General features: G+C 75.5%; 30 protein-coding genes. 21 read left to right on the forward strand and 9 right to left on the reverse strand.

The window, feature by feature from the left end:
• Window positions 1-46: 46 nt before the first annotated feature.
• Window positions 47-712 (reverse strand): response regulator, encoded by a 666-nt coding sequence (locus CCE02nite_RS01440; RefSeq protein WP_141387470.1) that lies wholly within the window; start codon window positions 710-712, stop codon window positions 47-49.
• Window positions 709-2,100 (reverse strand): sensor histidine kinase, encoded by a 1,392-nt coding sequence (locus CCE02nite_RS01445; RefSeq protein WP_141387472.1) that lies wholly within the window; start codon window positions 2,098-2,100, stop codon window positions 709-711. The genes CCE02nite_RS01440 and CCE02nite_RS01445 overlap by 4 nt, the downstream gene beginning before the upstream one ends.
• A 199-nt stretch (window positions 2,101-2,299) precedes the next feature.
• On the opposite strand from CCE02nite_RS01445, the gene CCE02nite_RS01450 reads away from it, so the two are divergent.
• Window positions 2,300-2,896 (forward strand): carboxymuconolactone decarboxylase family protein, encoded by a 597-nt coding sequence (locus CCE02nite_RS01450; RefSeq protein ID WP_141387474.1) that lies wholly within the window; start codon window positions 2,300-2,302, stop codon window positions 2,894-2,896.
• Entirely contained in the window at window positions 2,893-3,765 is an 873-nt protein-coding gene (locus CCE02nite_RS01455) for an RNA polymerase sigma-70 factor (RefSeq protein ID WP_141387476.1), read from the forward strand. Before CCE02nite_RS01450 ends, CCE02nite_RS01455 begins: the two co-directional genes overlap by 4 nt.
• A gap of 4 nt (window positions 3,766-3,769) precedes the next feature.
• On the opposite strand, the gene CCE02nite_RS01460 is transcribed toward CCE02nite_RS01455, so the two are convergent.
• From CCE02nite_RS01460 to CCE02nite_RS01470, 3 genes are all read right to left on the reverse strand, one after another.
• Window positions 3,770-4,258 carry an SRPBCC family protein gene (locus tag CCE02nite_RS01460; RefSeq protein WP_141387478.1) on the reverse strand — a complete coding sequence of 163 codons (489 nt, stop codon included), beginning with the start codon at window positions 4,256-4,258 and terminating at the stop codon, window positions 3,770-3,772.
• Window positions 4,259-4,396: 138 nt separating this feature from the next.
• Window positions 4,397-4,858: a hypothetical protein gene (locus CCE02nite_RS01465; protein ID WP_141387480.1), complete on the reverse strand. Its 462-nt coding sequence runs from the start codon at window positions 4,856-4,858 to the stop codon at window positions 4,397-4,399.
• 135 nt (window positions 4,859-4,993) lie between these two features.
• Window positions 4,994-5,923, reverse strand: a complete 930-nt coding sequence (locus tag CCE02nite_RS01470; protein WP_141387482.1) for a quinone oxidoreductase family protein — start codon at window positions 5,921-5,923, stop codon at window positions 4,994-4,996.
• Window positions 5,924-6,112: 189 nt separating this feature from the next.
• Here CCE02nite_RS01470 and CCE02nite_RS01475 point away from each other — a divergent pair, with 189 nt between their 5' ends.
• Window positions 6,113-6,493 carry a TraR/DksA family transcriptional regulator gene (locus CCE02nite_RS01475; RefSeq protein WP_141387484.1) on the forward strand — a complete coding sequence of 127 codons (381 nt, stop codon included), beginning with the start codon at window positions 6,113-6,115 and terminating at the stop codon, window positions 6,491-6,493.
• Window positions 6,494-6,516: 23 nt separating this feature from the next.
• Here the strand turns inward: CCE02nite_RS01475 and CCE02nite_RS01480 are convergent, their stop codons facing one another.
• Together CCE02nite_RS01480 and CCE02nite_RS01485 are read right to left on the reverse strand one after the other, a co-directional pair.
• A complete protein-coding gene (locus CCE02nite_RS01480; RefSeq protein ID WP_141387486.1) occupies window positions 6,517-6,936 on the reverse strand; it encodes a hypothetical protein in 420 nt (139 codons plus the stop codon).
• 68 nt (window positions 6,937-7,004) lie between these two features.
• Window positions 7,005-8,291 (reverse strand): amidohydrolase, encoded by a 1,287-nt coding sequence (locus CCE02nite_RS01485; protein ID WP_141387487.1) that lies wholly within the window; start codon window positions 8,289-8,291, stop codon window positions 7,005-7,007.
• Window positions 8,292-8,848: 557 nt separating this feature from the next.
• On the opposite strand from CCE02nite_RS01485, the gene CCE02nite_RS01490 reads away from it, so the two are divergent.
• From CCE02nite_RS01490 to CCE02nite_RS01530, 9 genes are all read left to right on the forward strand, one after another.
• Complete coding sequence (locus CCE02nite_RS01490; protein ID WP_087472681.1) at window positions 8,849-9,052, forward strand: cold-shock protein; 204 nt, start codon at window positions 8,849-8,851, stop codon at window positions 9,050-9,052.
• Window positions 9,053-9,190: 138 nt separating this feature from the next.
• Window positions 9,191-9,793, forward strand: coding sequence for a hypothetical protein (locus CCE02nite_RS01495; RefSeq protein ID WP_141387489.1), 603 nt, complete (start codon window positions 9,191-9,193; stop codon window positions 9,791-9,793).
• A gap of 41 nt (window positions 9,794-9,834) precedes the next feature.
• On the forward strand, window positions 9,835-10,530 hold the full coding sequence (locus tag CCE02nite_RS01500; protein ID WP_141387491.1) for a Pr6Pr family membrane protein: 696 nt from the start codon (window positions 9,835-9,837) through the stop codon (window positions 10,528-10,530).
• A 10-nt stretch (window positions 10,531-10,540) separates the two neighbouring features.
• Window positions 10,541-11,236, forward strand: a complete 696-nt coding sequence (locus tag CCE02nite_RS01505) for a hypothetical protein (RefSeq protein ID WP_141387493.1) — start codon at window positions 10,541-10,543, stop codon at window positions 11,234-11,236.
• An 89-nt stretch (window positions 11,237-11,325) separates the two neighbouring features.
• Window positions 11,326-12,039, forward strand: a complete 714-nt coding sequence (locus tag CCE02nite_RS01510) for a copper resistance CopC family protein (RefSeq protein ID WP_141387495.1) — start codon at window positions 11,326-11,328, stop codon at window positions 12,037-12,039.
• Between the two features lie 88 nt (window positions 12,040-12,127).
• Window positions 12,128-12,664 carry a hypothetical protein gene (locus CCE02nite_RS01515; protein ID WP_141387497.1) on the forward strand — a complete coding sequence of 179 codons (537 nt, stop codon included), beginning with the start codon at window positions 12,128-12,130 and terminating at the stop codon, window positions 12,662-12,664.
• A gap of 166 nt (window positions 12,665-12,830) precedes the next feature.
• The gene (locus CCE02nite_RS01520) at window positions 12,831-13,571 is read left to right on the forward strand and encodes a YcnI family copper-binding membrane protein (protein ID WP_141387499.1); all 741 of its coding nucleotides are present in this window, start codon (window positions 12,831-12,833) and stop codon (window positions 13,569-13,571) included.
• 3 nt (window positions 13,572-13,574) lie between these two features.
• The gene (locus CCE02nite_RS01525; RefSeq protein WP_141387501.1) at window positions 13,575-15,302 is read left to right on the forward strand and encodes a copper resistance CopC/CopD family protein; all 1,728 of its coding nucleotides are present in this window, start codon (window positions 13,575-13,577) and stop codon (window positions 15,300-15,302) included.
• Window positions 15,299-15,913 carry a DUF1775 domain-containing protein gene (locus CCE02nite_RS01530; protein WP_141387503.1) on the forward strand — a complete coding sequence of 205 codons (615 nt, stop codon included), beginning with the start codon at window positions 15,299-15,301 and terminating at the stop codon, window positions 15,911-15,913. The genes CCE02nite_RS01525 and CCE02nite_RS01530 overlap by 4 nt, the downstream gene beginning before the upstream one ends.
• 271 nt (window positions 15,914-16,184) lie before the next feature.
• Here the strand turns inward: CCE02nite_RS01530 and CCE02nite_RS01535 are convergent, their stop codons facing one another.
• Window positions 16,185-16,625 carry an anthrone oxygenase family protein gene (locus tag CCE02nite_RS01535; protein WP_141387505.1) on the reverse strand — a complete coding sequence of 147 codons (441 nt, stop codon included), beginning with the start codon at window positions 16,623-16,625 and terminating at the stop codon, window positions 16,185-16,187.
• An 80-nt stretch (window positions 16,626-16,705) separates the two neighbouring features.
• Between CCE02nite_RS01535 and CCE02nite_RS01540 the strand changes: the two genes are divergently transcribed.
• Complete coding sequence (locus tag CCE02nite_RS01540; protein WP_141387507.1) at window positions 16,706-17,299, forward strand: TetR/AcrR family transcriptional regulator; 594 nt, start codon at window positions 16,706-16,708, stop codon at window positions 17,297-17,299.
• Between the two features lie 56 nt (window positions 17,300-17,355).
• Window positions 17,356-18,102 carry an SDR family oxidoreductase gene (locus tag CCE02nite_RS01545; RefSeq protein ID WP_141387509.1) on the forward strand — a complete coding sequence of 249 codons (747 nt, stop codon included), beginning with the start codon at window positions 17,356-17,358 and terminating at the stop codon, window positions 18,100-18,102.
• 66 nt (window positions 18,103-18,168) lie between these two features.
• On the opposite strand, the gene CCE02nite_RS01550 is transcribed toward CCE02nite_RS01545, so the two are convergent.
• Window positions 18,169-19,341: a CobW family GTP-binding protein gene (locus CCE02nite_RS01550; RefSeq protein WP_255318568.1), complete on the reverse strand. Its 1,173-nt coding sequence runs from the start codon at window positions 19,339-19,341 to the stop codon at window positions 18,169-18,171.
• 229 nt (window positions 19,342-19,570) lie between these two features.
• Here CCE02nite_RS01550 and rpmB point away from each other — a divergent pair, with 229 nt between their 5' ends.
• From rpmB to CCE02nite_RS01585, 7 genes are all read left to right on the forward strand, one after another.
• A complete protein-coding gene (gene rpmB / locus CCE02nite_RS01555; RefSeq protein ID WP_021483267.1) occupies window positions 19,571-19,807 on the forward strand; it encodes a 50S ribosomal protein L28 in 237 nt (78 codons plus the stop codon).
• Window positions 19,807-19,974, forward strand: coding sequence for a 50S ribosomal protein L33 (gene rpmG, locus CCE02nite_RS01560; RefSeq protein WP_021483268.1), 168 nt, complete (start codon window positions 19,807-19,809; stop codon window positions 19,972-19,974). Before rpmB ends, rpmG begins: the two co-directional genes overlap by 1 nt.
• The gene (gene rpsN / locus CCE02nite_RS01565; RefSeq protein WP_064316465.1) at window positions 19,974-20,279 is read left to right on the forward strand and encodes a 30S ribosomal protein S14; all 306 of its coding nucleotides are present in this window, start codon (window positions 19,974-19,976) and stop codon (window positions 20,277-20,279) included. Before rpmG ends, rpsN begins: the two co-directional genes overlap by 1 nt.
• A 59-nt stretch (window positions 20,280-20,338) precedes the next feature.
• Window positions 20,339-20,638 carry a type B 50S ribosomal protein L31 gene (locus CCE02nite_RS01570; RefSeq protein ID WP_141387513.1) on the forward strand — a complete coding sequence of 100 codons (300 nt, stop codon included), beginning with the start codon at window positions 20,339-20,341 and terminating at the stop codon, window positions 20,636-20,638.
• Window positions 20,635-20,757, forward strand: coding sequence for a type B 50S ribosomal protein L36 (ykgO, locus tag CCE02nite_RS01575; RefSeq protein ID WP_047231790.1), 123 nt, complete (start codon window positions 20,635-20,637; stop codon window positions 20,755-20,757). Before CCE02nite_RS01570 ends, ykgO begins: the two co-directional genes overlap by 4 nt.
• Window positions 20,758-20,818: 61 nt before the next feature.
• Complete coding sequence (aztD, locus tag CCE02nite_RS01580; RefSeq protein ID WP_255318569.1) at window positions 20,819-22,279, forward strand: zinc metallochaperone AztD; 1,461 nt, start codon at window positions 20,819-20,821, stop codon at window positions 22,277-22,279.
• Between the two features lie 155 nt (window positions 22,280-22,434).
• Entirely contained in the window at window positions 22,435-22,716 is a 282-nt protein-coding gene (locus CCE02nite_RS01585) for an HU family DNA-binding protein (RefSeq protein ID WP_087470693.1), read from the forward strand.
• Window positions 22,717-22,951 lie beyond the last annotated feature (235 nt).

Genomic DNA, 22,951 nt, shown 5'->3' on the forward strand with positions numbered 1-22,951 from the left:
TGGTGCCGGTCGGACGACGCCGCGTGGACCGACGGCAGGGTGCCGGTCAGCCCGCCCAGCCCGCGCGCACGAGCCCGGACTCGTAGGCCGCGACGACGAGCTGCGCGCGGTCGCGGGCGCCCACCTTGGCCATGACGCGCGACACGTGCGTCTTCACCGTCGACTCCGACAGGGAGAGCGTCCCCGCGATCTCCTCGTTCGAGAGCCCGCCCGCGACCTCGACGAGCACCTCGCGCTCGCGCGGCGTGAGCTCCTCGACGCCGCGCACCGGCCCGACGGCGCGCGTCGCGTCCGCGACCCGGGACAGCAGGCGTCGGGTCACCGTGGGGGAGAGCAGCGCGTCGCCGCGCGCCGCGACGCGCACGGCACGGACGAGGTCGACGGGCTCGGTGTCCTTGACGAGGAACCCGCTCGCGCCGCCGCGGATCGCGTCGGTCACGTACTCGTCGAGCTCGAACGTCGTGACGACCACGACGTGCACGTGGGACGCCGCGCGGTCGGCCACGATCCGCCGGGTCGCCTCAAGGCCGTCGAGACCGGGCATCCGGATGTCCATGAGCACGACGTCGGGCAGGTGCTCCAGCGCGAGCCGGACGGCGTCGTCGCCGGTCGCGGCCTCGGCGACCACGCGCATGTCGTCCTCCGAGTCGATGAGCGCGCGGAACCCGCCGCGCACGAGCGCCTGGTCGTCGGCCAGCACGACGTCGATCATGGTGCCTCCTCGCGCCGCGGCGGTCCCGCGTCGGACCGCCGGGTGGTGCTCGGCCGGGGCGTGGTGCTCGGCCAGGGAAAGACTGCCCGCACACGGAAGCCGCGTCCAGCGGTGCCGGAACCCGCTCCTGCGCCCGGGGCCGGACCGGGGACCGGTCCCGCCACGAGCGACCCGTCGACGCTCTCGACGCGCTCGCGCATGCCGCGCAGCCCGTAGCCGGGCTCGGGGTCGGACGGCGCGCCCGTGCCGTCGTCGGTGACCGTCACGGTCACGTGGCGCGAGGCGCGGTCCCCGTCCGCACCGGCGTCGCTCCGCTCGGTCCCGGTCCCGGTCCCGGTCCCGGTCCCGGTCCCGGTACCGGACCCGGACCCGCCGTCGTCGTCCGCGTCGACGACGACACGGACGTCGACGTGCGTCGCGCCGTGCGCGTGCCGCCGCACGTTCGTCAGGGCCTCCTGCACCACGCGGTAGACGACCCCGGCGAGCCGGTCGGGCAGGTCGGCAGCGGCGGGGCCGACGTCGAGCGCGACCGTGAGCCCGCCTCCCTCCGCCTGGCGCACGAGCCGGGGGAGCGCGGCCAGGTCCCACGTCGGGGCGAGCGGGGCGCCGTCGTCGACCATGTCGTGCGCCACGGACGCGCCCGTGCGCGCCTCCCCACGCACGACGCCGAGCACGGCCCGGACCTCGTCGAGCGCCTCCGTGCTCGTCGCGCGGATCGCGGTGAGGGCGCTGCGGGCCTGGTCCGGGTCGCGGTCGAGGAGGTGCAGCCCGACGCCCGCCTGCACGGTGATCGCGGAGAGCGAGTGCGCGAGGACGTCGTGGACCTCGCGCGCGATGCGCAGCCGCTCGTCCGCGACGGCCGTGCGTTCTCGCTCGGCGCGCGCGACCTGCTCGGCCTCGCGTGCGGCGGCGATGCGGGCGGACCGGTCGCGGATCACGCCCGCGACGAGCAGCACGACGACGGTCCAGGCCGCCCCGCCCAGGAGCGTCGCCCGCGGCGGGGCGTCGGGACGCAGCGCCGCGGCCGCGACGACGGCCCCCGCGAACAGCACGGCCCCGCCCCACGCCACGCGACGCCCGCGCTCCGCAGACCCGCTGAGGAGGACCCCCACGAGCACGCCGACGGGTCCGGCGAGCACGGGGCCCCACGCGTACCCGGCGACGAGGAAGGTCCCGGCCGCCGCGACGGACACCGCCACGGCGACGACCGGGCGGGGCACGAGGAGCACGAGGACGAGCGGGGAGACCAGGAGCAGGGCGACGCCGACGAGGTCGAGCGGCCGCGCTCCCGGCTGACCGTGCGTCGCGCCCACCGACCCGAGCACCGAGACCACCGCGAGCACCACGGCGAGGAACGCCCGGGGGCGGCGACGGTCGAGCGGGCCCATGCGTCGCACGCTACGCCGCACCCGGCCGGGCCGCGTCCGACCGGGGTGCCGGGCGCCGTCGTCCCGGGGTGCCGTGCGCGCGGACCACGAGCCCGAGCGGTCCGGTCCGGGGTGTCACACGCGAGGCCCCGCCGGTGTCTCATGCCCGACACCCCCGTCAGCACCGCACGGGGACGACACGAGACACGCAGGAGGAGACATGACACGAGTGCCGCCCACCGAGGTCACCGGGCTCTACGGCTCCCTGGTCAAGCGCGCGACCCGCTCGATGTTCGGTGAGGTGCCGGAGTCGATCGGCGTGCTGTGGCACCACCCCGCGGTCTTCAAGGACCTCATGGGCGTGGGCCGCAAGTCCGAGAAGTGGGACCGGCTGGACCCGAACCTGGCGACGTTCGCGCAGATGGCGTCCGCCGCGACGGTCGGCTGCGAGTTCTGCCTCGACCTGCACTACTTCCGGTCGCGCAACGAAGGGCTGGACGAGGTGAAGGCCCGCGAGGTGCCGCGCTGGCGCGCGTCCGCCGCCTTCACGCCCGTCGAGCGTCGGGTCATGGAGTACGCCGAGGCGATGAGCCAGACCCCGCCCGCGGTGACGGACGAGCTGTCGGCCGCGCTGCTCGACGACCTCGGTCCGGCCGGGCTCGTCGAGCTCGCGGCCCGGGTGGGCCTGATGAACGCCACGGCCCGCTCCAACGTCGCGCTCGGCATCCGGTCCGAGCAGTTCGCGGCGTCGTGCGGCCTGCCGCCCCTCGCGCCCCGGTCCGTCGCGGCGGCTCCGGCCGTAGGGTCGGACGCATGAGCGACGACCCCTTCGTCCGCCACCGCAGCCTGCTCTTCACCGTCGCGTACGAGCTCCTCGGCTCGGCCGCCGACGCGGAGGACGTCGTCCAGGAGACGTGGCTGCGGTGGGCGGACGTCGACCACGCGCAGGTGCGCGACGCGCGCGCCTACCTCGTACGGATCGTCACGCGGCAGTCGCTCAACCGGCTGCGGACCCTGGCGCGGCGCCGGGAGGACTACGTGGGCGAGTGGCTGCCCGAGCCGCTCCTCACGAGCCCCGACGTGGCCGAGGACGTCGAGCTGGCGGAGAGCGTCTCCATGGCGATGCTCACGGTGCTCGAGACGCTCGGCCCCACGGAGCGCGCGGTGTTCGTGCTGCGCGAGGTGTTCGACGTGCCGTTCGACGAGATCGCCGAGGCGGTCGGCAAGTCGCCGGCCGCCGTGCGGCAGGTCGCCCACCGGGCACGCGGTCACGTCGCCGCGCGTCGCCCGCGTGTCCAGGTGGACCGGACGGAGCAGGAGCGCGTGGTCGAGCGCTTCCTCGCGTCGGTCCTCACGGGCGACCTCCAGGGTCTCCTCGACGTCCTCGCGCCCGACGTCGTCGCGGTGGCCGACGGCGGCGGCCTCGCCCGGGCGGCGCGCAAGCCGATCGTGGGCGCCGAGCGCGTCGCCGCGTACCTCGTCGGTGGTCTGCGCACGACGCGCGGCGAGATCACCGCGACGCCGGTGTGGATCAACGGCGCGCCGGGGCTGCGCATCGCGCTGGACGGCGAGCTCGCCACGGCGGTCGCCGTGACCGTGGTGGACGGGCGCATCACGCGCCTGTTCGCGGTCGCCAACCCGAGCAAGCTGGAGCGGATCGACGCCGAGGCGGCCCTCACCCGGTGACGGGTCAGCTCACCGGGCCCGTGGAGCGCACCGCGGCGAGCACGACGGGGTCGGCGCAGCCGCGCGCGAAGCCCGCGATCCGGTGGTCGACGTCGCGCCCGAGCACCCACGAGCCGACGCGCTCCGCGAGCGGGGCGAGCCAGCGGGGGCGGCACCGGAACGAGTAGCGCCACGTCGCGCGCGTGCCGCCGGACGGGTCGGGGGCGAACCGCCACCCGCCGGCGAGGTTCTCGAAGAACCAGGACCCGCGGACCATGCGCATCCCGACGTTCGTCGGCGGGTTGTAGGAGACGTACTCGCTCACCATGGACAGCCCGCTGCGGTGCCGGGTGAAGGTGCGCACGCCCTTCGCGGGCGCGGTGGCGCCGTCGAGGAAGTGCTGCCGCCGGATGAACGGGTCCCAGCGCAGGCGGACCGGGCCGGTAGTCTGCGAGACGGCGAACGCCGTCGCGGGGTCGACGGGGACCACGAGCGAGGACTCGACCACGGGCATGGTCGGATGCTCCCACGGTCGCCGCGACCCCGCTCCACGCCGGGAGGTCGGGTCATCCGTCACGGGTCGCAGAACCGGACGCGCGAACGGCCCGCCCCTCGGTGAGGGACGGGCCGCCCGGACCGCGGCGCGGGAAGGTCAGGACGCGAAGGCGTACCCGGCCTCGGTGCACTGCGCGCGGAAGGCGTCGAGGGCCTCCTGCTGCTGCGACGCGTCGATCGTCTCGCCCTGCACGGCAGCCTCGAACGGGGCCTTGATCTCGTTGAGGTTCTCCTGGAGCTCGGGGTCCGCGAAGTTCTGGACCGCGGCGAGGCGCTCGCGCGTGGTGAAGATCGCGGCGGCGGCGGCCTCGTCCTCGGGCGTCTCGAGCAGCGGCGTCGTCTCGGTGACGAGGCGCTCGGCGGAGTACTCGCCGCCGTAGAACATGCCGCACGTGGTCGTCACGGCGACGACGGCGGGCGTGACCTCGGGGGCCGCCTCGGTCGTGGTCGTGGTCTCGGGGGTTGCCGCGTCGTCGCTCGCCGGGTCGGTCGGCGAGGCGCAGGACGCCAGCAGGAGGGCACAGGAGAGCGCCGCGGTAGCGGCAAGGAACTTACGCATGCTAACGATTTCACACTCTCGCGCACGCGGGGCGCAAGAAGATTCGCGGACGGCTCCCTCAGGAACGGCGGAATCCCGCGGTTCCGGGGGCAACCTTGTGCCCAGCGTCACAACCTTCCGGGACGGAGGTCCCGGTCAGGGGACGTCGAGGACGACCTTGCCCCGGACGTGCCCGTCGGCGACGAGCCGGAGGGCCTCGGCCGCCTCCGCCAGGGGGAACCGGGCCGCGACCTCCGTCCGGAGCCGCCCGTCCTCCGCGAGCGCGAGGACCTCGTCGAGGGCACCCTTCGCGTCGACCTTGTCGACGACGCCCGCGGCGCGGGACGCGTCGGACCCGACGATCGTCACCGCGCTCGGCGGGTCGTCCGGGGTGGCGGGCGCGAGGTCCTCGCCCAGCAGGGCGACGGTCGCGGCGACCGCGTCCGCGGAGCCGACGAGGTCCACGACGACGCTCACCTCGTCCAGGCCGTCCGGCAGCGCGCGCACGGCGTCGACGAGCCCGGGCCCGTACGCGACCGGCGTCGCGCCCAGCCCGCGCAGGTAGTCGTGGTTCGCGGGCGACGCCGTCCCGACGACGCGTGCCCCGAGCGCGGTCGCGATCTGCACCGCCGCCGACCCGACGCCGCCGCTCGCGCCGTGCACGAGGACCACGTCACCCTCGCCGACGTCGGCCTGGACGAGGGCGGAGAACGCGGTCGCCGCGGCGACGGGCAGCACGGCCGCCTGCTCGAACGGCACGGTCGCGGGCTTGCGGCGCACGTGGTCGGCGCGGACGAGCGAGAGCTCGCGCTGCGCGCCCGTCCCGTGCCAGACGACCTCGTCACCGGGGACGAGGTCGGGGACGTCGGGCCCCACGGCGTCGACCACGCCCGCGGCCTCGAACCCCAGCACGCCGGGCACCCTGCCCCCGAACGCCCCGGCGAGCCGCTTGAGGTCCGCGGGGTTGACGCCGACGACCCGGTTCGCGACGCGCACCTGGCCGGGTCCGGGCTCGCCGACGTGCTCGTCGTCGACCCGCAGCGTCTCCGGCCCGCCGAAGGACTCGAAGACGACGACCGTGCTCATGCAGACCCCCCTGTGGTCTCGCCGTCGGACGTCGGTCGCGCGCCGCGGGGGCGAGACCGCGCGGCGGGCCCGGGGGGAGCCGGGCGGTTCCACTCTTCCATCCGCCGACCGCCGCTGTCATGCGCCCAGCACGGTGAGGACTCCCCGTCCGGGACGGTTTCACCCCCTCCGCGACGTTGAGGGAGCGAGATGACGACACCAGGCACCGGCAAAGGACCCCGCCCCGACGACGCCGCGCGTGCGCGCCTGCTCGCCGTGCGCGCGGACGCCGTCGCACGCCAGGGCGCGCTGCGCGCCGAGGTCGCGGGCATCGTCGAGGCGTCGCGCGACTCGAACGCGGACGACGAGCACGACCCCGACGGCGCCACCATCGCGTTCGAGCGGGCCCAGGTGGACGCGCTCGCTCGCGATGCCGCGGCGCGGGTCGAGGAGGTGGACGCCGCCCTCGCTCGCCTCGACGCGGGCACCTACGGCGTCTGCGAGGCGTGCGGGCAGCCGGTCGCGGACGGTCGCCTGGAGGCGCGACCGACGGCGCGGACGTGCGTCGCGTGCGCGACGGTGGCCCGCTGACGCTCAGCGGTCGGGGTCGAGGCTCAGCGGTCGGTCGCGAAGTCCCCGCCGATCCCCGCCTGGGTCTCGAGCAGGTCGCCGGTGTCACCGACGATCACCCAGTTCGGCCCGACGAGCGCCGCCTCGCCCTCCGCGGCGGGCGTCTCGGGGAGGAGCGCGAAGTACTCGGCCTCGTCCACGTCGTCGGCGAACACGGCCAGCAGGGTCGTGTCGTCGCACGCCCCCATCTCGGCGTCGGGGGTCCCGGTGTCCTCGGGGACGAACGACAGGCACGTGAGGCCCGCGGTCGTCGCGGACTCGTGGAGCGCGTCGAGCGAGTCGTAGGTGACGTCCTTCTCCCCGGGTCCGGGCCCTGAGCACGCCGCGAGGACACCGCCGACGGCGACGAGGCCGACGAGCAGCCCGGTGGCGCGGCGCGGACGCGAGGGGTCGAGGGTGCGCATGTCTCGATGGTCCGCCGTCGTGCCCGGTCGCGCCACGGGAAGCCCGTGCCGGTCCGTCCGATCTCGGGTCAGGCGCGGAAGCGCTCGCCGCGCTCGACGACGCGGCCCGCGCCGCGGCCGTCGTGCGCCGTCGCGTCCCACGTGTAGACCTCGGCGCCCGTGACGAGGACGTGCTCGGCACGCGACGTCACGTCCAGCGGGTCGCCCGACCACACGACGACATCGCCGTCGAGGCCCGGCGCGAGCGCGCCGACCCGGTCGTCGAGGCCGAGGAACGCCGCGGGGTTGACGGTGAGCGCCCGCAGCGCCGTCTCGCGGTCGAGGCCCTCCTTCACCGCGAGCGACGCCTGGTGCACGAGGAAGTTGATCGGCACGACGGGGTGGTCGGTCGTGATCGCCACACGCACGCCGGCGCGCGCCAGCGCGCCGAGGTTCGCGATGTCGCGGTTGCGCAGCTCGATCTTGGAGCGCGACGTGAACAGCGGGCCGAAGATCACCGGCACGTCGCGCTCCGCGAGCACGTCCGCGACGGCGGCGCCGTCGGTCCCGTGGTTGACGACGAGCTTGTAGCCGAACTCGTCCGCGAGGCGCAGCGCCGTCGCGATGTCGTCGGCGCGGTGCGTGTGCTGGTCCCAGTAGAGCTCGCCCGCGAGGACGCGCGCGAGGGTCTCCTTGGCGAGGTCGCGGTCGAACGGCTCGCCCTTCGCCTCGGCCGCGTCGCGCTTCGCGGCGTAGTTCTGGGCGTCGACGAACGCCGCACGGATGACCTTCGCCACCCCGAGGCGGGTGGACGGCGTCTTCTTCTGGTCGCCGTACACGCGCTTGGGGTTCTCGCCGAGCGCCGACTTCACCGAGACCGCCTCGCGGATCACCTGCTCGTCGACCGTGCGCCCGCCCCACGTCTTGATCGCGACGGTCTGCCCGCCGATGGGGTTGCCCGAGCCCGGCTTCACGACGGCGCTCGTCACGCCGCCCACGAGCGCGTCGCGGAAGCCCTCGTCCTCGACGTTGATCGCGTCGATCGCGCGCAGGGCCGCACCGTTCGGGTCGGTCATCTCGTTGGTGTCGTTGCCGGCCCAGCCCTCGGCCTCCTCCATGACGCCCATGTGCGCGTGCGCCTCGACGAAGCCGGGCAGCACCCAGCGGCCCTGCGCGTCGAGGGTCGGGACGCCGTCGGGCACGACGACGTCCGCCCCGACCGCGGTGATGATCCCGTCCTCGATCAGGACGGTCCCGTGCTCGATCGGCTCCGAGGCGACGGGCACGACGTAGCCGTTCACGACGGCGACGCTGCGGCGCGCGGTCCGCGGGACGGGGCGGGAGGAGCTGTGGGCGGGAGCGGGTGAGGTCGTCATGGTCCCCATCATCGCCCCGGGCAAGCACGTGCGGCCGTCTTCCGGGCGGCGGCGGGGGACTCGTGTACCCTGGAGGTCGCGCTCATGTCGCCGGTCGAACGACCGCGACGCTCTTCGGTCCTCGGCATCGAAGCAAGACCGTGCGCGCCAGGCAGCAGACGCTGCCGTCGAGATCTCCGCCCACCGAGCGCGGAGCGAGAGCAGAGAACATTCTTTCTTCCCTTTCTGACCGCCCTGAGACCGCATCGTCGGTCGCGGGCACGACCGGACCAGACCTCGTGCTGCGCCGCGCCGAGGACGACCTGTGGGTCGCCACGGCGGACGGCGAGTACGCCGGGCTGGTCACCCGACTCCCCGACGGCTTCCACGTCCACGACCGCTTCACGCGGCCGGTGGGCGTCGTCGTCGACCTGCACCACGCGAAGCGGCACCTCGTCGCCCCGCGTGAACGCCCGGCGGGCCCTCGCGGGACCCGCCTCCACGACCGTCGGCGCCCTGCGGGGCGCGACAACCGGACCCGCGCTCGTGGGCCGGTCGCACCAACGAGAGAAGACATCATGGCTACAGGCACCGTGAAGTGGTTCAACGCGGAGAAGGGCTTCGGCTTCATCGCCCCCTCCGACGGCACCGCCGACGTGTTCGCCCACTACAGCGAGATCAACTCGAGCGGCTACCGCTCGCTCGAGGAGAACCAGAGCGTCTCGTTCGACGTCACCCAGGGCCCCAAGGGCCCGCAGGCGACGAACATCCAGGCGCTCTGACCTCCTCACCCGCCCGGCGTCAGCGCCGGGCGGGTGACGACGTCCCGAAGGGCCGTGCGACCGCACGGCCCTTCGGCGTATCCGGGGAGGACGCTCACCGGGCGGCCCTACAGTGGTGCTCCTCGGAGAGGGGCGACCATGACCAGCGGAGCCAGGACCGCGACCCGGCGCGCGACGCGCGGGCTGGGGCGCGAGCTCACGGGCATGCTCCTGGTCGCGGCCATCGCGATCGGGGCCGCGCTCGCCGTCGTCGGGGGGTGGAAATGGGTCACGACGACCCACGACGTCTCCCTGGCGCACGAGCTGGACCGGGGCGGTGTCGCCGTCGAGGCGACGGACGCCGTCCTCGTCGTGGAGGGCAAGGCCGGTTCCGACGGCGTCCAGGTCGCCACCGTGACGGCGCGCGTCCCCGGGCTGGCGGAACCCGTCGAGCTGCGCGGGACGGACGGCGCCACGAGCGCACTGGGCGTCGACCCCGCGGCCGTCGACCCCCCGGTCCACCTCCCCGCGCCGTCGGGCAGCCCGTACGCCGGCGTCTTCGCCGCCGTCCAGGACGCCGAGGCGCCGGGGACCGTCATGGCGCGCTCCGACCTCGACCGCGTCGTGGCCGACGGCGCGGAGGACGCGGCGCGCAGCCTGCGGACCGCGCTCGTCGGCCTCGCGTGGGCAGGGCTGTGGAGCCTGGTCGTGTGGGCGGTCGTGGCGCGGCGGCGGCGCACGCTGCGACGCTCGGACCACTAGGCTCCTGAGCGCACCACCGCACCGCGCGCGAAGGAGCTCGCATGCACGTCGTCGTCGGACTGTTCCGGCTGTTCCTCGTCGTCCTCGCCCTGGTCGGGACGCGCGCCATCTGGCGTGACGGCGACATCGAGGGGCTGATCTACTTCACGAACCAGACGGGCTTCCTCATCGCCGTGGTGTTCGCGTGGGCGGGCGTCGCGTCGCTCCTGCGCCGCCGACAGCCCCCGGGCTGGCTCAAGGGTGGTGTGACGCTCTTCGCCGCGATCACCGGGCTCGTCGCCAACCTCGTGCTCGCGCCGGAGGACCCCGACGCCCCGGCCGTGTTCCTCGGGCTGACCGACGGCCAGATCGAGCACGAGCTGCTGCCGCTCGCGGTGTTCGTCGACTTCCTCCTGCTCGACGCCCACCGGCGCCTGCGCGGCCTCGACGCCGCGCGCTGGCTCCTGTACCCGCTCGCCTACTTCGCGTTCACGACGATCCGCGGGTTCGTGAGCCCGGGCAGCGAGTACCCGTACGGGTTCGTCGACCTCGACGCGCTGGGGTGGACCGGCCTGCTCGTCAACGTCGTGCTCTACGGCGCGGGGTTCTTCGTGCTCGGGCTGCTCATCGTCGGGATCGACCGGCTCCTGCCGACGGGCCCCGCGATCGGCCGGTACGCGGACCGCTCACCGGCCTCCGAGGCGCCGGAGGCGGCAGAACCGGCGGGCAGCCCGGACGACGCGTCGGCGTCGCGCTAGGGTGGCCGTCGTGCCCTCCCCGGTCGTCGGTCCGCTGCGCGTCGCCCGCGCCGCGCTCGTGGCGACCCTCGTGCTCGCGCTGACGGCGCTCGCGCACCGCGTCGCCGGGGGCACCCTCCCGGACCTCCTGGTCCTCGCGGCGCTCGCCGCGTTCACGCTCGCCGGCACGACGGCGGCCGCGCGGCTACGGTTCACGCCCACCCGCCTCGTCGTGCTCCTCGGCGGCGCCCAGGTCGTGCTGCACCAGGCGCTCGTCGTGCTCGCGCCCGTCGGGTCGTGCGTCCCGGTCGGGGTCGCGTCCGGCCACGGCGGGCACGTCGCCGCGGTGGGTGACGTCGTCTGCGCGGCGCCCGTCGGCGCGCCGGTCCCGGCCGACGGCGGGGCGAGCCTCGTGCACCCGGAGCACCTCGCGACGTCGGGCACCGCGGGCCTGTGGATGGTCGTCGCGCACGCGGTGGCGACCGTCGTGCTGGCGCTCGTCCTCGCGCGCGGGGAGCGCGCGCTCGAGCGGTTCCTCGCGTGGGTGACGCCGCGCGCCGGCCTCCCGGCGCTCGTCCCCGTCCCGCCCGCCGCTCGCCCGCGCACGCCCCGGGCCCGCACCGTGCGCGTCGCGTCCCTGTGGCGCGCGCGCCGTGCGCCGACGCGTGGACCACCGACGGCGGCCGGCCCGTCGGGAGCACTGCTGCGCCCCCTCGCCGCGTCCTGACGCGGCCCCCGACGAGGCCGACCCGGTGACGACCGGGCCACGGGGCACCACCGTGCGGCGACCGCCGCGCCTCCGACGGAAGAGCTGTCATGACCCTCTCCCTGCGCCGACCTCTGTCGGCCCTGCCCGCCCTCCTCGCCCTCCTCGCCGCCGCCGCGCTGACCTTGGGCCTCACCGCCGCCGTCACGACGCTGACCGCTGCACCGGCGTCCGCGCACGACCGCATGCTCTCCTCGGACCCGGCCGACGGCTCCCAGCTCGCGACGCCCCCGACCGCGATCACGCTGACCTTCAACACCGAGCCGCTCCCCGTCGAGCCGCAGGTCGTGGTCTCGGACTCCGCCGGGACGGTCGTGACCCAGGGCGCGCCGACGATCGAGGGCAGCACCGCGACGCTCGCGCTCGACCCCGCCGTCGCGCTCGGCGGCGACACGTACACCGTCGCGTGGCGCGTCGTCTCGTCCGACGGCCACCCCATCGAGGGCACGTTCGCGTTCACCGTCGCGGCCCAGCCCGAGGCGCCCGTGTCCGAGGAGCCCACGGAGGAGCCGACGCCGGAGGAGACCGCGACCGAGGACGCCACGACGGACGCGGCGGAGGAGACCTCGCCGGAGTCCGCGGCGACCCAGGCGGCGGACGCCGCCACGGACGGGGACGGCGGGTCGTCCCTCGTCCCCGTCCTCGTGGGGCTCGGCGCGCTCGTCGTCGCCGCCGCGGTCGTCGTCGTGCTCGTCGTGCGCCGCCGCGGTGGGGTGACCGACGAGGGCACCGACGACGACGCTCCGCACGACCCCGAGGACTGACCGTGCCGGTGCACGCCGTCCTCCCCGGTCCGGGGAGGACGGCGGCCGCCCCTGCCGCGTGCACCCCTCCTGCCGCTAAGGTGCGTCCGTGACGTCGCCCGGAGCGGGGGTGCTCCGCGGCGTGCGGGTGCTGCTGCTCGCCGCCGCGGTCGTCGGGCTGTCCGTCGTCGCGCACGGCCTCGCCGGCGGCACCGACCCCGGTGCCGTCCCGCTGGGCGTCCTCGCCGTCCTCACCGCCGTCGCGGTGCGACCCCTCACCCGGCGCCAGGTCGGGCTGCCGCGGCTGCTCGGGCTGCTCGGCGCGGGACAGCTCGTGCTGCACGTCGTCTTCGACCGCTGCGCGGCCCTGTCCCCGGCCGACGCGTCCGCGCACGCGCACGGCGCGTCACCCCTGACGATGCTCGGCGCGCACGCCGTCGCGACGCTCGCCGTCGCGCTCGTCCTGCGGTACGGCGACGCCGTCCTGTGGCGCCTGTGGACGTGGCTCGCCGGGCGCCGGGCCCCCGGCCGCCCGCGCGCCGTCGTCGTCCCCGCGGCGCCGCCCGCCGTCGGCGCGCTGCCGACGGTCCGCGACCTGCTCGTGCGCGGTGCCGCGCCCGGGCGCGGTCCGCCCGCCGTCGCCTGACCCCACACGGACGCCTCACCGGACACCTCCGCGGCGTCCCGCTCCCGCGCGCCCGCGCGACGCGTGCACCTCCCCGCCCGACCGGCCGAGCCGGTCGTCCCGGGGCGTGCTGTCGTGCGCTCGCGCGCCGGGGCCTACCGTCCTCCTCTCCCCGAAAGGCACCACCATGCGAAAGACCCTGCGCGCCCTCGGCGCCTCCGCCCTCGCCACCGGGCTCGTCGTCGTCGGCGCGGGCGCCGCGGCCGCCCACGTCACCGTCATCCCGGACACGACCGACGCGGGCGCGTACGCGCTGCTCACGTTCGGTGTCCCGCACGGCTGCGGCGACTCGCCGACCACGAAGGTCTCCATCCAGGTCCCCGAGCAGGTCGTCACCGTGACGCCCACCGTCAACCCCGGCTGGGACGTCGAGAAGGTCATGGCGGCCCTCGACGAGCCGGTCGACGACGGGCACGGCGGCCAGTACACCGAGCGCGTGGCCGAGGTCGTGTACACCGCGAAGGCCCCGCTGCCCGACGGCTACCGCGACGCCCTCGTGCTCTCGCTCAAGCTCCCCGACGCAGCAGGGGACACGCTCGTCTTCCCGACCGTCCAGGAGTGCGCCGAGGGCGAGAGCGCCTGGGTGCAGGTCCCGGCCGACGGCGAGGACGGGCACGACCTCGAGCTGCCCGCGCCGCTGTTCGAGCTGACGGCCGCCGAGGGCGACGGGCACGACGCCCCGGCCGAGACCGTCGCGGACGACGCCGCGGGGTCGGACGGCTCGGCAGCCGACGGTGCGGCGTCCGCGGAGCCGGCGGACGGTTCCGACGGCGCGCCCGCCGCGCTCACCTGGACGGCGCTCGTCCTCGCGGCGGCGGGCCTCGTGCTCGGGGCGCTCGGGTTCGTGCGCTCGCGTCCGAAGGCCTGACCGGTGGGCCGCCCCTCGGCGCTGCGCCGGGTGGTGGCCGTCGTCGTCGGTGCCGCGGCCGCGGTCCTGCTCGCGATCCTCGCGAGCGGCCCGGCCGCGGCCCACGCCGTCCTCGTGGGCACGGACCCCCGGGACGGCACCGTCCTCGACGCGCCGCCCGACGCGCTGACCATCACCTTCAACGAGCCCGTCCAGGTCGTGGCCGGCGGGACGACGGTCCTCGCCGCCGACGGCTCGCCCGTCGACGTGGAAGTCGCCGCGGTCGACGACGCGCTCGTCGTCACCCCGGCCACGACGCTCGACGACGGCACGTACGTCGTGAGCTGGCGCGTCGTGTCCCTCGACACCCACCCCGTGGCGGGCGCCTTCACGTTCTCGGTGGGCGCGCCGAGCGCCACCGCGGTCGAGGCGCGCGTGGCCGAGCCGACGGCGGCGCTCGTCGCCGTCCGCGCGCTCGACCAGGCCGCGGTCTACGCGGGGACGTTCCTCGTCGCGGGCCTCGTCGGGTTCGAGCTCCTCGTGCTGCACGTCTCGCCGGGTGCCGCGCCGGTCCTGCGGCGCCGCCTGCAGCGCGTGCGCCGCGGGGCGCTCGTCGCCGCGGCGGCAGGGATCGTGCTCGGGGTCCCGCTCACCCCGGCCTGGCAGGCCGGCGGCGGGCTGGGGGCCCTCCTCGACCCCGCGACCTGGGCGGCGGGCCTCGCGACCGACTCCACGCTCGCCGGGGCGCTCGGCCTCGCCGGGCTCCTCGCCACCACCCTGCTCGCGCCGCGCGCGGCGCGCGAGACCCGCGCGGCGTGGCCCGCCGGCGTCGTGCTCGGCGCGGCGGCCCTGGCGCTGGGCTCGCTCGTGCTCGTGGGGCACACGCGCACGTTCGGCCCGCCGTGGCTCGTCGTCACGGCGGACGCGCTCCACGTCGTGGCCGGGGCGGTGTGGCTCGGCGGCGTCGTCGGGCTCGCGCTCGTGCTCGCGCCCTCCGCGCGCGTCGACGCGCGGCGGGCGGCGGTCACCGTGGCACGGTTCTCGGCGCTCGGCGCGTGGGTCGTCCTCGCGCTCGCCGTCACCGGGACCGTCCTGGGGTGGCGCATCCTCGGGACGCTCGACGCCCTCGTGTCGACGACCTACGGCCAGACCCTGCTCGTCAAGGTCGGCGTCGCGCTGTGCCTCGTCGGTGTCGCGGCCTGGAACCGCTACCGGCTCGTCCCGGCGGTCGTGGCCGACGGCGGTCCCGGCGGGCGCGGCGCACGGCCGGTGGGCGGGACGACCGGGGCGACCGCGCGCCGTCGGCTCGGCCGGACGGTCGCGGCGGAGGCGGTGCTGCTCGTGCTCGTGCTCGTGGTGACGGGAGTGCTCGTGTCGCGCAGCCCGGTCGCAGCGTCGGACGCGTCCGCCCAGGAGGCCACGACACCGGCTGTCGAGGTGGTCGAGGCGCTCGGCGACGGGACGCTCCGCGCGCGGGTCACGCCCGGCCGGGTCGGGGTCAACGCGCTCGAGATCGAGCTGCTCGACGCCGACGGGCAACCCCTGGAGCCCGTCGCCGTGCCCGAGCTGTCCACGACGCTCGCCGACCCTGCGCTCGGGCCCTTCACCCGGCCCCTCACGCAGACCGGGACGGGCGCGTACGAGGCGACGCTCGACCTGCCGATGGCCGGCGACTGGACCCTCCGCGTGAGCGTCCGGACGTCCAAGTACGAGAACCCGATCGTCGAGATCCCCGTGGAGGTGTCCTCATGACCCGTCACCATCGGGCCGCCCGGCGCGCGTCCCGCCTCGTCGCCGTCGCGGTCACCACCGGTGCCCTGGCGGTCCTGGCGGTCGGACCGGCGGCCGCGCACGTGCTCATCGAGACCGTGGAGCCCCACGGAGACGGCACGTCGACGCTCACCTTCACGTTCGACCACGGGTGCGACGGCGAGCCCACCGACGCGCTGCGCGTCACCCTCCCCGAGGGCGTCGAGGCGCTCGCGGCGGGACAGCCCGACAGCTGGACCTCCGACGTGACGGACGACGCGGTGGCATGGTCCGGCGAGCCCGTGCCCGACGGCGAGCGCGCGGCCTTCACACTCGACGTCCGGGTCACGGGCGACGTCGGGCAGGCGTTCGTCTTCCCCGCCGTGCAGGAGTGCCCGTCGGGGGCGTCGTACGCGTGGACGGACACCGACCCGTCCGGCGCACGCCCCGCGCCGACCTTCGTCGCGACGGCGGCGTCGCTGGCCCCCGCGCCCGTCGCGGCGGGGGCGTCCCCGACGCCGACGGCGCCCCTCGTCGCGGCCGTCGTGGTCGGCGCCGTGGTGGTCGGGGTTACCGGCGGGTGGGCGGTGCGGCGCCGTCTGCCGACGACCTGAGCGCCCCGCTGCCCGCGCGGCGGGCAGCGGTCGGACGTACTGTGATTCAGATCACTGTTCGTGAACGTCCTGAACATGAACCCACAGCCTCTTGCACTGGTGGGGGACGTCGCCGCGACGGGTCACGCGGCGACACCTGGACCGGTGGCGGTCCGCGACGAGAGCTTCGCTGGGGGGAGCTCTCGCGGCGGATCGCCACCGGTTCCTCTGTGTCCGGCCCCGTACCGTGCCCCGTGCCGTCCTCCGGGGCGAGGCTCGGTCGGTCGCGAGGTCAGGCGGCGACCGCGACGGCCAGCAGGGTGAACGCCGCGACGAGCAACACGATCCGGACGAGGTGGTACCGGTCCCAGCGGTGGGCCTGCTCGCGCCAGTCGGCGGGCGCCGTCTCGGGGGTCCACGTCTTGCCGCGGTTGTTGATGGGCACGAGCACGGCGACCGACAGGACGACGCTCAGGGCCAGGAGGGCGGCGGCGGCCCAGGCTGCCCACCCGCCGCTGGGCAGCACGAGGGCGGTCGCTGCGGTGAGCGCGAGCGACCCGAAGTACCAGAACGGCATCGCCCGCCCGAGCATCCGCCCGCCGTCGGCCCGGGCGAGCAGGCCGGCGTTCCCCGGCAGCCGGTCGACGATCGGGTTGATGACGAACGCGACCGACACCTCGACCCCCACCATCAGCCCCACGACCACCACTGCGACGATCGGCAACCACTGCATGTCCGGCTCCTTCGATCCATGGAATCTAGCAACGCTAGGAAAACTAGCACAGACAATCTAGCGGCGCTAGACTCGATGACATGAGCACACCGGCAGCAGCGCGCAAGGCACGGCTCCTCGAAGAGCGGGAAGCGCAGATCGTCGCGGCGGCGCGCGTGCTCGCCGAGGAGCAGGGGTGGGAGGCCGTCACCACGCGCCGGCTCGCGGACGCGATCGGGTACAGCCAGCCCGTCCTCTACGGGCACTTCCCGGAGGGCAGGTCGCAGATCGTCACGGCCGTGGCGCTGCTCGGCTTCGACGAGCTCGCGGCCGCGCTCGCCGCGGCCCGTCCGCAGCCCGGCGGGGGTGCGGGCGGCGAGGACCGGGCCCGCGCGCTGGTCGTGGCGTACCTCGACTTCGCCGCGCGCCACCCCGCGACGTACGAGGCGATGTTCCACCTGCCGATCGGGGCCGCGTTCGCCTCGGACGAGACGCCGCGCGCGATGCGCGAGGGGTTCGACGCCATCGTCGACACGCTCCTCGCGCTCGACCGGCCGCCGTCGGACGTGGGGACAGCCGCCGAGGTCGTCTGGGGCGCGATGCACGGGGTCGCGACGCTGCAGCGCGCGGGCCGGTTCTCCGCCGAGAACTACGAACGTCGCGTCGACGAGCTGGTCCGCCGCGTCGTCGGGTGATGGTCCGGGCGCCTCGCTCGTCGAGGGGCGGTCGTCGTGCGTCGTAGCGTGACGCCATGACCTCTCGACTGACGCTCGTCACGGGCGGGACCCGCGGCATCGGGGCGGCCGTCGCCCTCCGGCTCGCCGCCGCCGGGCACGACCTCCTGCTCGGCTACGCCCGCGACGACGCCGCGGCGGCGGAGGCGCGCGCCATGGTGGCCGCGCGGGGGGTGCGATGCGCCGTGGTGCGTGCCGACCTCACCACCGACACCGGCGTCGAGGAGATCTTCGCCGCGGCGGCGGAGCTCGGCGCGCTCACGGGAGTCGTCAACAACGCCGGGGCGACCCTCCACATCGGCGCGCTCGCGGACACGCCGGCCGACGTCGTGCGCCGGGTCGTCGACCTCAACCTCACGGCCGCCGTCCTCGTGGCGCGCGCGGCCGTGCGGGCGATGAGCACCGCGCGGGGCGGGCACGGCGGCGTGCTCCTCAACGTCTCGTCCGCGGCGGCGACGCTCGGGTCGCCCGGCGAGTACGTGCACTACGCCGCGGCGAAGGCCGGCGTCGACGCCTTGACGAAGGGTCTCGCGCACGAGGTCCTCGGGGAGGGGATCCGGGTCGTGGGGGTGGCGCCCGGGCTGATCGAGACCGGTATCCACGCGGACGCCGGCGACGCCGACCGGGCACGCCGCGCCGCGGCGGCGCACCCGTGGGGGCGCGTGGGCTCGCCGGAGGAGGTCGCCGCCGCCGTGGCCTTCCTGCTCTCGGACGACGCGTCGTACGTCACCGGGGAGACGCTGCGCGTGGCAGGTGGCCGCTGAGCCGGGCAGGGGAGCGGCGTCGCCGGTGATCTCTCGGCCGCGTCCGCGTGCGCGACGCGCCCGTCGTCACACCGCGTCGCTGCGCGCTCCGAGCCAGGGCGCGAGGACATCGGTACGGCCGAGCCAGCGCAGGCCGCCGTCGGCGAGCTCGTCCGGCGTCGCGAGCACGTCGCGGAACGCGTCGAGGAGGCGGCCGCGCTCGTCGTCGCCGTCACCCTCGCCGTCGGGCGTGGCCCCGACGATGACGACCCGTGTGTGCGGCTCGACGGGCCGACCCTCGGCGGTGGTCGCGTCGTCCCACGTGCCGAGCGTGCCGATGCAGAGCTGACCGCCGGCGCCGTCCCACGCGCACAGCGAGTCGGGGCGGTTGGCGACGTGGAACACCCCGCGCGACCGGACCCGGCCGGTGCCGAGGTCCTCGATTCGGCGCAGCAGGCGTTCGGGGTCGAAGGGGCGCGCGGACCACAGCTCGACGGTCCAGCTCCGGTCGTCGACCGGCGTGTCGTGCCGGGGGAGCGGGCCCCGCACGCCGAGCGGGTGGGCGCGGCGCTCGCCGGCGGCGGGGTCGTGGGCGTGCCGCGCGAGGTCGTCGGCCGCGAGCGCGTGGAGCCCGTCGACCCGTCGGGTGCCGACGCCTCGGAGGCGGTCGACGAGCCCGGACCCGGTGGCCGCGCCCGCGAGGTCGCCCGTCGTCACGACGAGGTCGGCGTGCTCGAGCTGGGCCGCCAGCACCTCGCCGACCGCGCGCTGGTCGTCCTCGGTGAGCCCGACGCCGCGCTCGGCGACGAGGTCGTCGTCGAGCAGGTCGTGCTCGAGCGTGTCGACGTCCGCGACGGCGAGCACGGTCGCGAGGCGGAGGCGCTCGAGCTCGTTGCCGGGCGTGGCCTGCGCGGCGAGCGCCCGGACGACGGGCAGCGACTCTGCGGCGACGGGCAGCGCGAGCACGACGTGGTCCCACCGGCCGTCGGCGGCGAGCCGGCGCAGCGCAGGGACGGCGTCCTCGCGTACCGCGCACGAGAGGCACGCGTGCTCGAGCGGCACGACCTCGTCCTCGATCACGCCGGTCGCGTCGACGACGACCCGGCGCAGCGCGCCTTCGCTCGCCCGGATGTCGTGCCGGAGCGCGACGACACGCGGCGCCCCGACGACGAGCCCGAACACCGCGCTGTCGCGCAGGACGGGGTCGATCGTCGCGAGGACGCTCAGCGCGACGCGTGGGTCTCCGGGATCCGAGGTCACGTCGTGCGCGTCGTCCGGCGAGGCCCCCGACGGGGAGGGTGACGAGAAGGGCATGAAGCGCTCCGATCCGTGGTCTGGGGCGTCCGGCGCGACCTCGCGGCCGGTACCGGGAACAACCCGCTCCTGAGAACTGTTCTCGACAGCGGGTCAGCATAGCGTCTTGACGGGAATGATTCTCACTATCTAGTGTCGTCTCCCGTCGCCTCACCCGACCCCGAGAGGAACTGCCATGTCCGCCGTCTGCCAGGTGCTCGGCACCGCTCCCGGGTTCGGCCACGCGATCTCGCACTCCCACGTGCGGACCAAGCGTCGCTTCGACCCGAACATCCAGAAGAAGCGCTACTGGGTGCCGTCGCTGGGCCGCCACGTGACCCTGCGCGTCAGCGCCCGGGGCATCAAGACCATCGACCGCCAGGGGATCGACGCCGTCGTGGCGCGGATCCTCGCCCGAGGGGAGAAGCTCTGATGGCTACCCGCACCGACCTCCGTCCCGTGATCAAGCTCCGGTCCACCGCCGGCACCGGGTTCACCTACGTGACCCGCAAGAACCGCCGCAACGACCCCGACCGCATGGTCCTGCGCAAGTTCGACCCCGTCGTCCGCCGCCACGTCGACTTCCGCGAGGAGCGCTGATGGCGAAGCGGTCCAAGGTCGCGCGCAACGACCAGCGCGTCGAGGTCGTCGCCCGCTACGCCGAGCGCCGCGCGGAGCTCAAGCGCGTCGTCGCGTCGCCGTCCTCCTCGTCCGAGGAGAGGGCGGCCGCGGTGCTCGAGCTCCAGCGCCAGCCCCGCGACGCGAGCGCCACGCGCGTGCGCAACCGCGACGTCGTCGACGGCCGCCCGCGCGGCTACCTGAGGAAGTTCGGGCTCTCCCGCGTCCGCCTGCGCCAGCAGGCGCACCGCGGCGAGCTGCCCGGAGTCACGAAGTCGAGCTGGTGACGGCGGCCGCCCTGCTCGGCGGCCCCCCACCCGTCACCGGCCCAGCGAGGAGAACCACCATGAAGAAGGACATCCACCCCGTCTACGGGCCCGTCGTGTACCGCGACAAGTCCGCCGACTTCTCGTTCCTCACCCGCTCGACCCTCGCGGGCGACCACCCGCAGGGCCCGGGCGTCCCGCGCGAGACCGTGACGTGGACGGACGGGAACGTCTATCCCGTCGTCGACGTCGAGATCTCGAGCGCGAGCCACCCGTTCTACACGGGCACGCAGCGCGTCGTGGACACCGCCGGCCGGGTCGAGAAGTTCCGCCAGCGCTACGGCGCCCGCGGCGGCGCGCAGGGCGGGGGTGCGCGATGAAGGTCCGCGCCTCGCTCCGCTCGCTCAAGGACAAGCCCGGGGCGAAGGTCGTGCGCCGCCACGGCAAGACCTTCGTCATCAACAAGGCCAACCCGCGCTGGAAGGCCCGTCAGGGCTGACCCGCGCACCCACCACCACCGGAGAGGAGCGGCCGCCCGGATCGCGGGCGGCCGACCACGCATGCACCACACCGCACCCGACCCGACCGACGCCCACGCCGATCCCGCCGGGGCGAGTCCCCCCTCCGGTGACGCCCCTCCCGGGGCGCGGGCCCGACGGCGCCCGCTCGCCCTCGCGCTCGGCCTCGCCCTCCCGCTCACGCTCGTCGCGGCGTGCGCGCAGGGGGCGGGCTCCGAGGGCGAGCAGGGCGACGCGACCGAGCCCGCGCCGTCGGCCACCTCGGACGTGAGCGAGGCGGCCGCGCTCACGCCACGCCTCGCGATCACCTACGACGGCGGCGTCCAGGTCCTCGACGCGACGACCCTCGAGGTCGTCGACGACCTCGAGCTCGCGGGCTTCAACCGCCTCAACCCCGCGGGCGACGGGCGCCACCTGCTCGTCTCGACGTCCGGCGGCTTCCAGGTGCTCGACGCCGGCACGTGGGCCGAGCCGCACGGCGACCACGACCACTACTACACCGCCGACCCCGTCCTCACGGACGTGACCTACGCGGCCGAGAAGCCGGGCCACGTCGTCGTGCACGAGGGACGCACCGCGCTCTTCGACGACGGCACGGGCGAGATCACCGTGCTCGACTCCGCCGCGGTGGCCGACCCCCACGGCATCGACGACGCGCGCACCCTCACCACCCCCGAGGCGCACCACGGCGTCGCGGTCGAGCTGTCCGACGGCTCGCTCGTCGTCTCGGAGGGCACCGAGGACGCGCGCACGGGCGTCCGCCTGCTCGACGCCGCGGGCGAGGAGGTCGCGGCGAACGACCAGTGCCCCGGCGTGCACGGCGAGGCCGTGGCCGCGGACGAGGCCGTCGTGATCGGCTGCGAGGACGGCGCGGTCGTCGTCGCGGCCGGCGCGATCAGCAAGGTCGCGGCCCCGGACGCCTACGGGCGCATCGGCAACCAGGCGGGCAGCGAGGAGTCGCCGTTCGTCCTGGGCGACTACAAGTCCGACCCCGACGCCGAGCTGGAGCGGCCGACCCGCGTCTCGCTCATCGACACGCGCGACGCGAGCCTGCGCCTCGTCGACCTGCCCGCGAGCTACACGTTCCGCTCCCTCGGCCGCGGCGACGCGGGCGAGGCGCTCGTGCTCGGCACGGACGGGTCGCTGCACGTCATCGACCCGGAGGCGGGCACGGTCGTGCGGTCCATCCCGGTCGTCGACGCGTGGGAGGAGCCCGAGGAGTGGCAGGAGCCGCGGCCCGCGCTGCTCGTCCAGGACGGCATCGCGTACGTCACCGACCCGGCCGGCCGCGCGATCCACGCGGTCGACTACGTCGGCGGCGAGGTGTGGAAGAGCGCGGACCTCGACGTCGTGCCGAACGAGCTCGCCGGCGTCACGGGGAAGCCGGTCGCGGCCGGTGCGCACGACGACCACGAGCACGCCCACGAGGAGGGCGAGCACGCCCACGACGAGTCCGCCGAGGAGGGTCACGAGGGCCACGACCACGAGCACGAGGAGGGCTGAGCGCAGACACGCGACGTCCGGAGACCGCGAGAAGTCGCGCGAAACTCCGCGCGTTCCCTAGTGTTGTCCCCGGTGCACGGCCTCGCGGCTGGCACACTGAGACCGTGACGACGGGTGGTGACCACCGCGCGTCGTGAACCGAAGAAGGGATTCGCATGTCGCTCAACAAGTCCGAGCTCGTCTCGGCCATCGCCAGCAAGGCCGACCTGTCGAAGGCGGACGCCGAGAAGGCTCTCAACGCCTTCCAGGAGGTGCTCATCGAGTCGCTGGGCAAGGGCGAGGCCGTCAAGGTCACGGGCCTCCTGTCCGTCGAGCGCGTCGAGCGTGCCGCCCGCACGGGCCGCAACCCCCGTACGGGCGAGGAGATCTCGATCCCGGCCGGCTTCGGCGTGAAGATCAGCGCCGGCAGCCTGCTCAAGAAGGCCGTCGCCAAGTGACGTCGCGCTGACCGGCCGCTGCCGGCCCGGTCAGCACGCACGAAGGCCCGGAACCCCGCGAGGGGGTCCGGGCCTTCGTCGTCCCCGTCCCCGTCCCCCGCCCCAGCGCCGAACACGACATGAGGGTCGTTACGCGCCCGATAACGACCCTCAGGTCGTTCTCGACGCGGGGTGGAGGCGTGTTCGGCGCGAGGGGGTGTGGGGTCGGGGGCCGGGGGGTGGAGGGCCGGGGGGG

It is taken from the genome of Cellulosimicrobium cellulans, from assembly GCF_006539945.1.
Classification (GTDB): domain Bacteria; phylum Actinomycetota; class Actinomycetes; order Actinomycetales; family Cellulomonadaceae; genus Cellulosimicrobium; species Cellulosimicrobium cellulans.

Coding starts and splice junctions, on each gene's coding strand:
- CCE02nite_RS01440 (WP_141387470.1), bottom strand. CDS start 712: ATGATCGACGTCGTGCTGGCCGACGACCAGGCGCTCGTGCGCGGCGGG.
- CCE02nite_RS01445 (WP_141387472.1), bottom strand. CDS start 2,100: ATGGGCCCGCTCGACCGTCGCCGCCCCCGGGCGTTCCTCGCCGTGGTG.
- CCE02nite_RS01450 (WP_141387474.1), top strand. CDS start 2,300: ATGACACGAGTGCCGCCCACCGAGGTCACCGGGCTCTACGGCTCCCTG.
- CCE02nite_RS01455 (WP_141387476.1), top strand. CDS start 2,893: ATGAGCGACGACCCCTTCGTCCGCCACCGCAGCCTGCTCTTCACCGTC.
- CCE02nite_RS01460 (WP_141387478.1), bottom strand. CDS start 4,258: ATGCCCGTGGTCGAGTCCTCGCTCGTGGTCCCCGTCGACCCCGCGACG.
- CCE02nite_RS01465 (WP_141387480.1), bottom strand. CDS start 4,858: ATGCGTAAGTTCCTTGCCGCTACCGCGGCGCTCTCCTGTGCCCTCCTG.
- CCE02nite_RS01470 (WP_141387482.1), bottom strand. CDS start 5,923: ATGAGCACGGTCGTCGTCTTCGAGTCCTTCGGCGGGCCGGAGACGCTG.
- CCE02nite_RS01475 (WP_141387484.1), top strand. CDS start 6,113: ATGACGACACCAGGCACCGGCAAAGGACCCCGCCCCGACGACGCCGCG.
- CCE02nite_RS01480 (WP_141387486.1), bottom strand. CDS start 6,936: ATGCGCACCCTCGACCCCTCGCGTCCGCGCCGCGCCACCGGGCTGCTC.
- CCE02nite_RS01485 (WP_141387487.1), bottom strand. CDS start 8,291: ATGACGACCTCACCCGCTCCCGCCCACAGCTCCTCCCGCCCCGTCCCG.
- CCE02nite_RS01490 (WP_087472681.1), top strand. CDS start 8,849: ATGGCTACAGGCACCGTGAAGTGGTTCAACGCGGAGAAGGGCTTCGGC.
- CCE02nite_RS01495 (WP_141387489.1), top strand. CDS start 9,191: ATGACCAGCGGAGCCAGGACCGCGACCCGGCGCGCGACGCGCGGGCTG.
- CCE02nite_RS01500 (WP_141387491.1), top strand. CDS start 9,835: ATGCACGTCGTCGTCGGACTGTTCCGGCTGTTCCTCGTCGTCCTCGCC.
- CCE02nite_RS01510 (WP_141387495.1), top strand. CDS start 11,326: ATGACCCTCTCCCTGCGCCGACCTCTGTCGGCCCTGCCCGCCCTCCTC.
- CCE02nite_RS01520 (WP_141387499.1), top strand. CDS start 12,831: ATGCGAAAGACCCTGCGCGCCCTCGGCGCCTCCGCCCTCGCCACCGGG.
- CCE02nite_RS01530 (WP_141387503.1), top strand. CDS start 15,299: ATGACCCGTCACCATCGGGCCGCCCGGCGCGCGTCCCGCCTCGTCGCC.
- CCE02nite_RS01535 (WP_141387505.1), bottom strand. CDS start 16,625: ATGCAGTGGTTGCCGATCGTCGCAGTGGTGGTCGTGGGGCTGATGGTG.
- CCE02nite_RS01540 (WP_141387507.1), top strand. CDS start 16,706: ATGAGCACACCGGCAGCAGCGCGCAAGGCACGGCTCCTCGAAGAGCGG.
- CCE02nite_RS01545 (WP_141387509.1), top strand. CDS start 17,356: ATGACCTCTCGACTGACGCTCGTCACGGGCGGGACCCGCGGCATCGGG.
- rpmB (WP_021483267.1), top strand. CDS start 19,571: ATGTCCGCCGTCTGCCAGGTGCTCGGCACCGCTCCCGGGTTCGGCCAC.
- rpmG (WP_021483268.1), top strand. CDS start 19,807: ATGGCTACCCGCACCGACCTCCGTCCCGTGATCAAGCTCCGGTCCACC.
- rpsN (WP_064316465.1), top strand. CDS start 19,974: ATGGCGAAGCGGTCCAAGGTCGCGCGCAACGACCAGCGCGTCGAGGTC.
- CCE02nite_RS01570 (WP_141387513.1), top strand. CDS start 20,339: ATGAAGAAGGACATCCACCCCGTCTACGGGCCCGTCGTGTACCGCGAC.
- ykgO (WP_047231790.1), top strand. CDS start 20,635: ATGAAGGTCCGCGCCTCGCTCCGCTCGCTCAAGGACAAGCCCGGGGCG.
- aztD (WP_255318569.1), top strand. CDS start 20,819: ATGCACCACACCGCACCCGACCCGACCGACGCCCACGCCGATCCCGCC.
- CCE02nite_RS01585 (WP_087470693.1), top strand. CDS start 22,435: ATGTCGCTCAACAAGTCCGAGCTCGTCTCGGCCATCGCCAGCAAGGCC.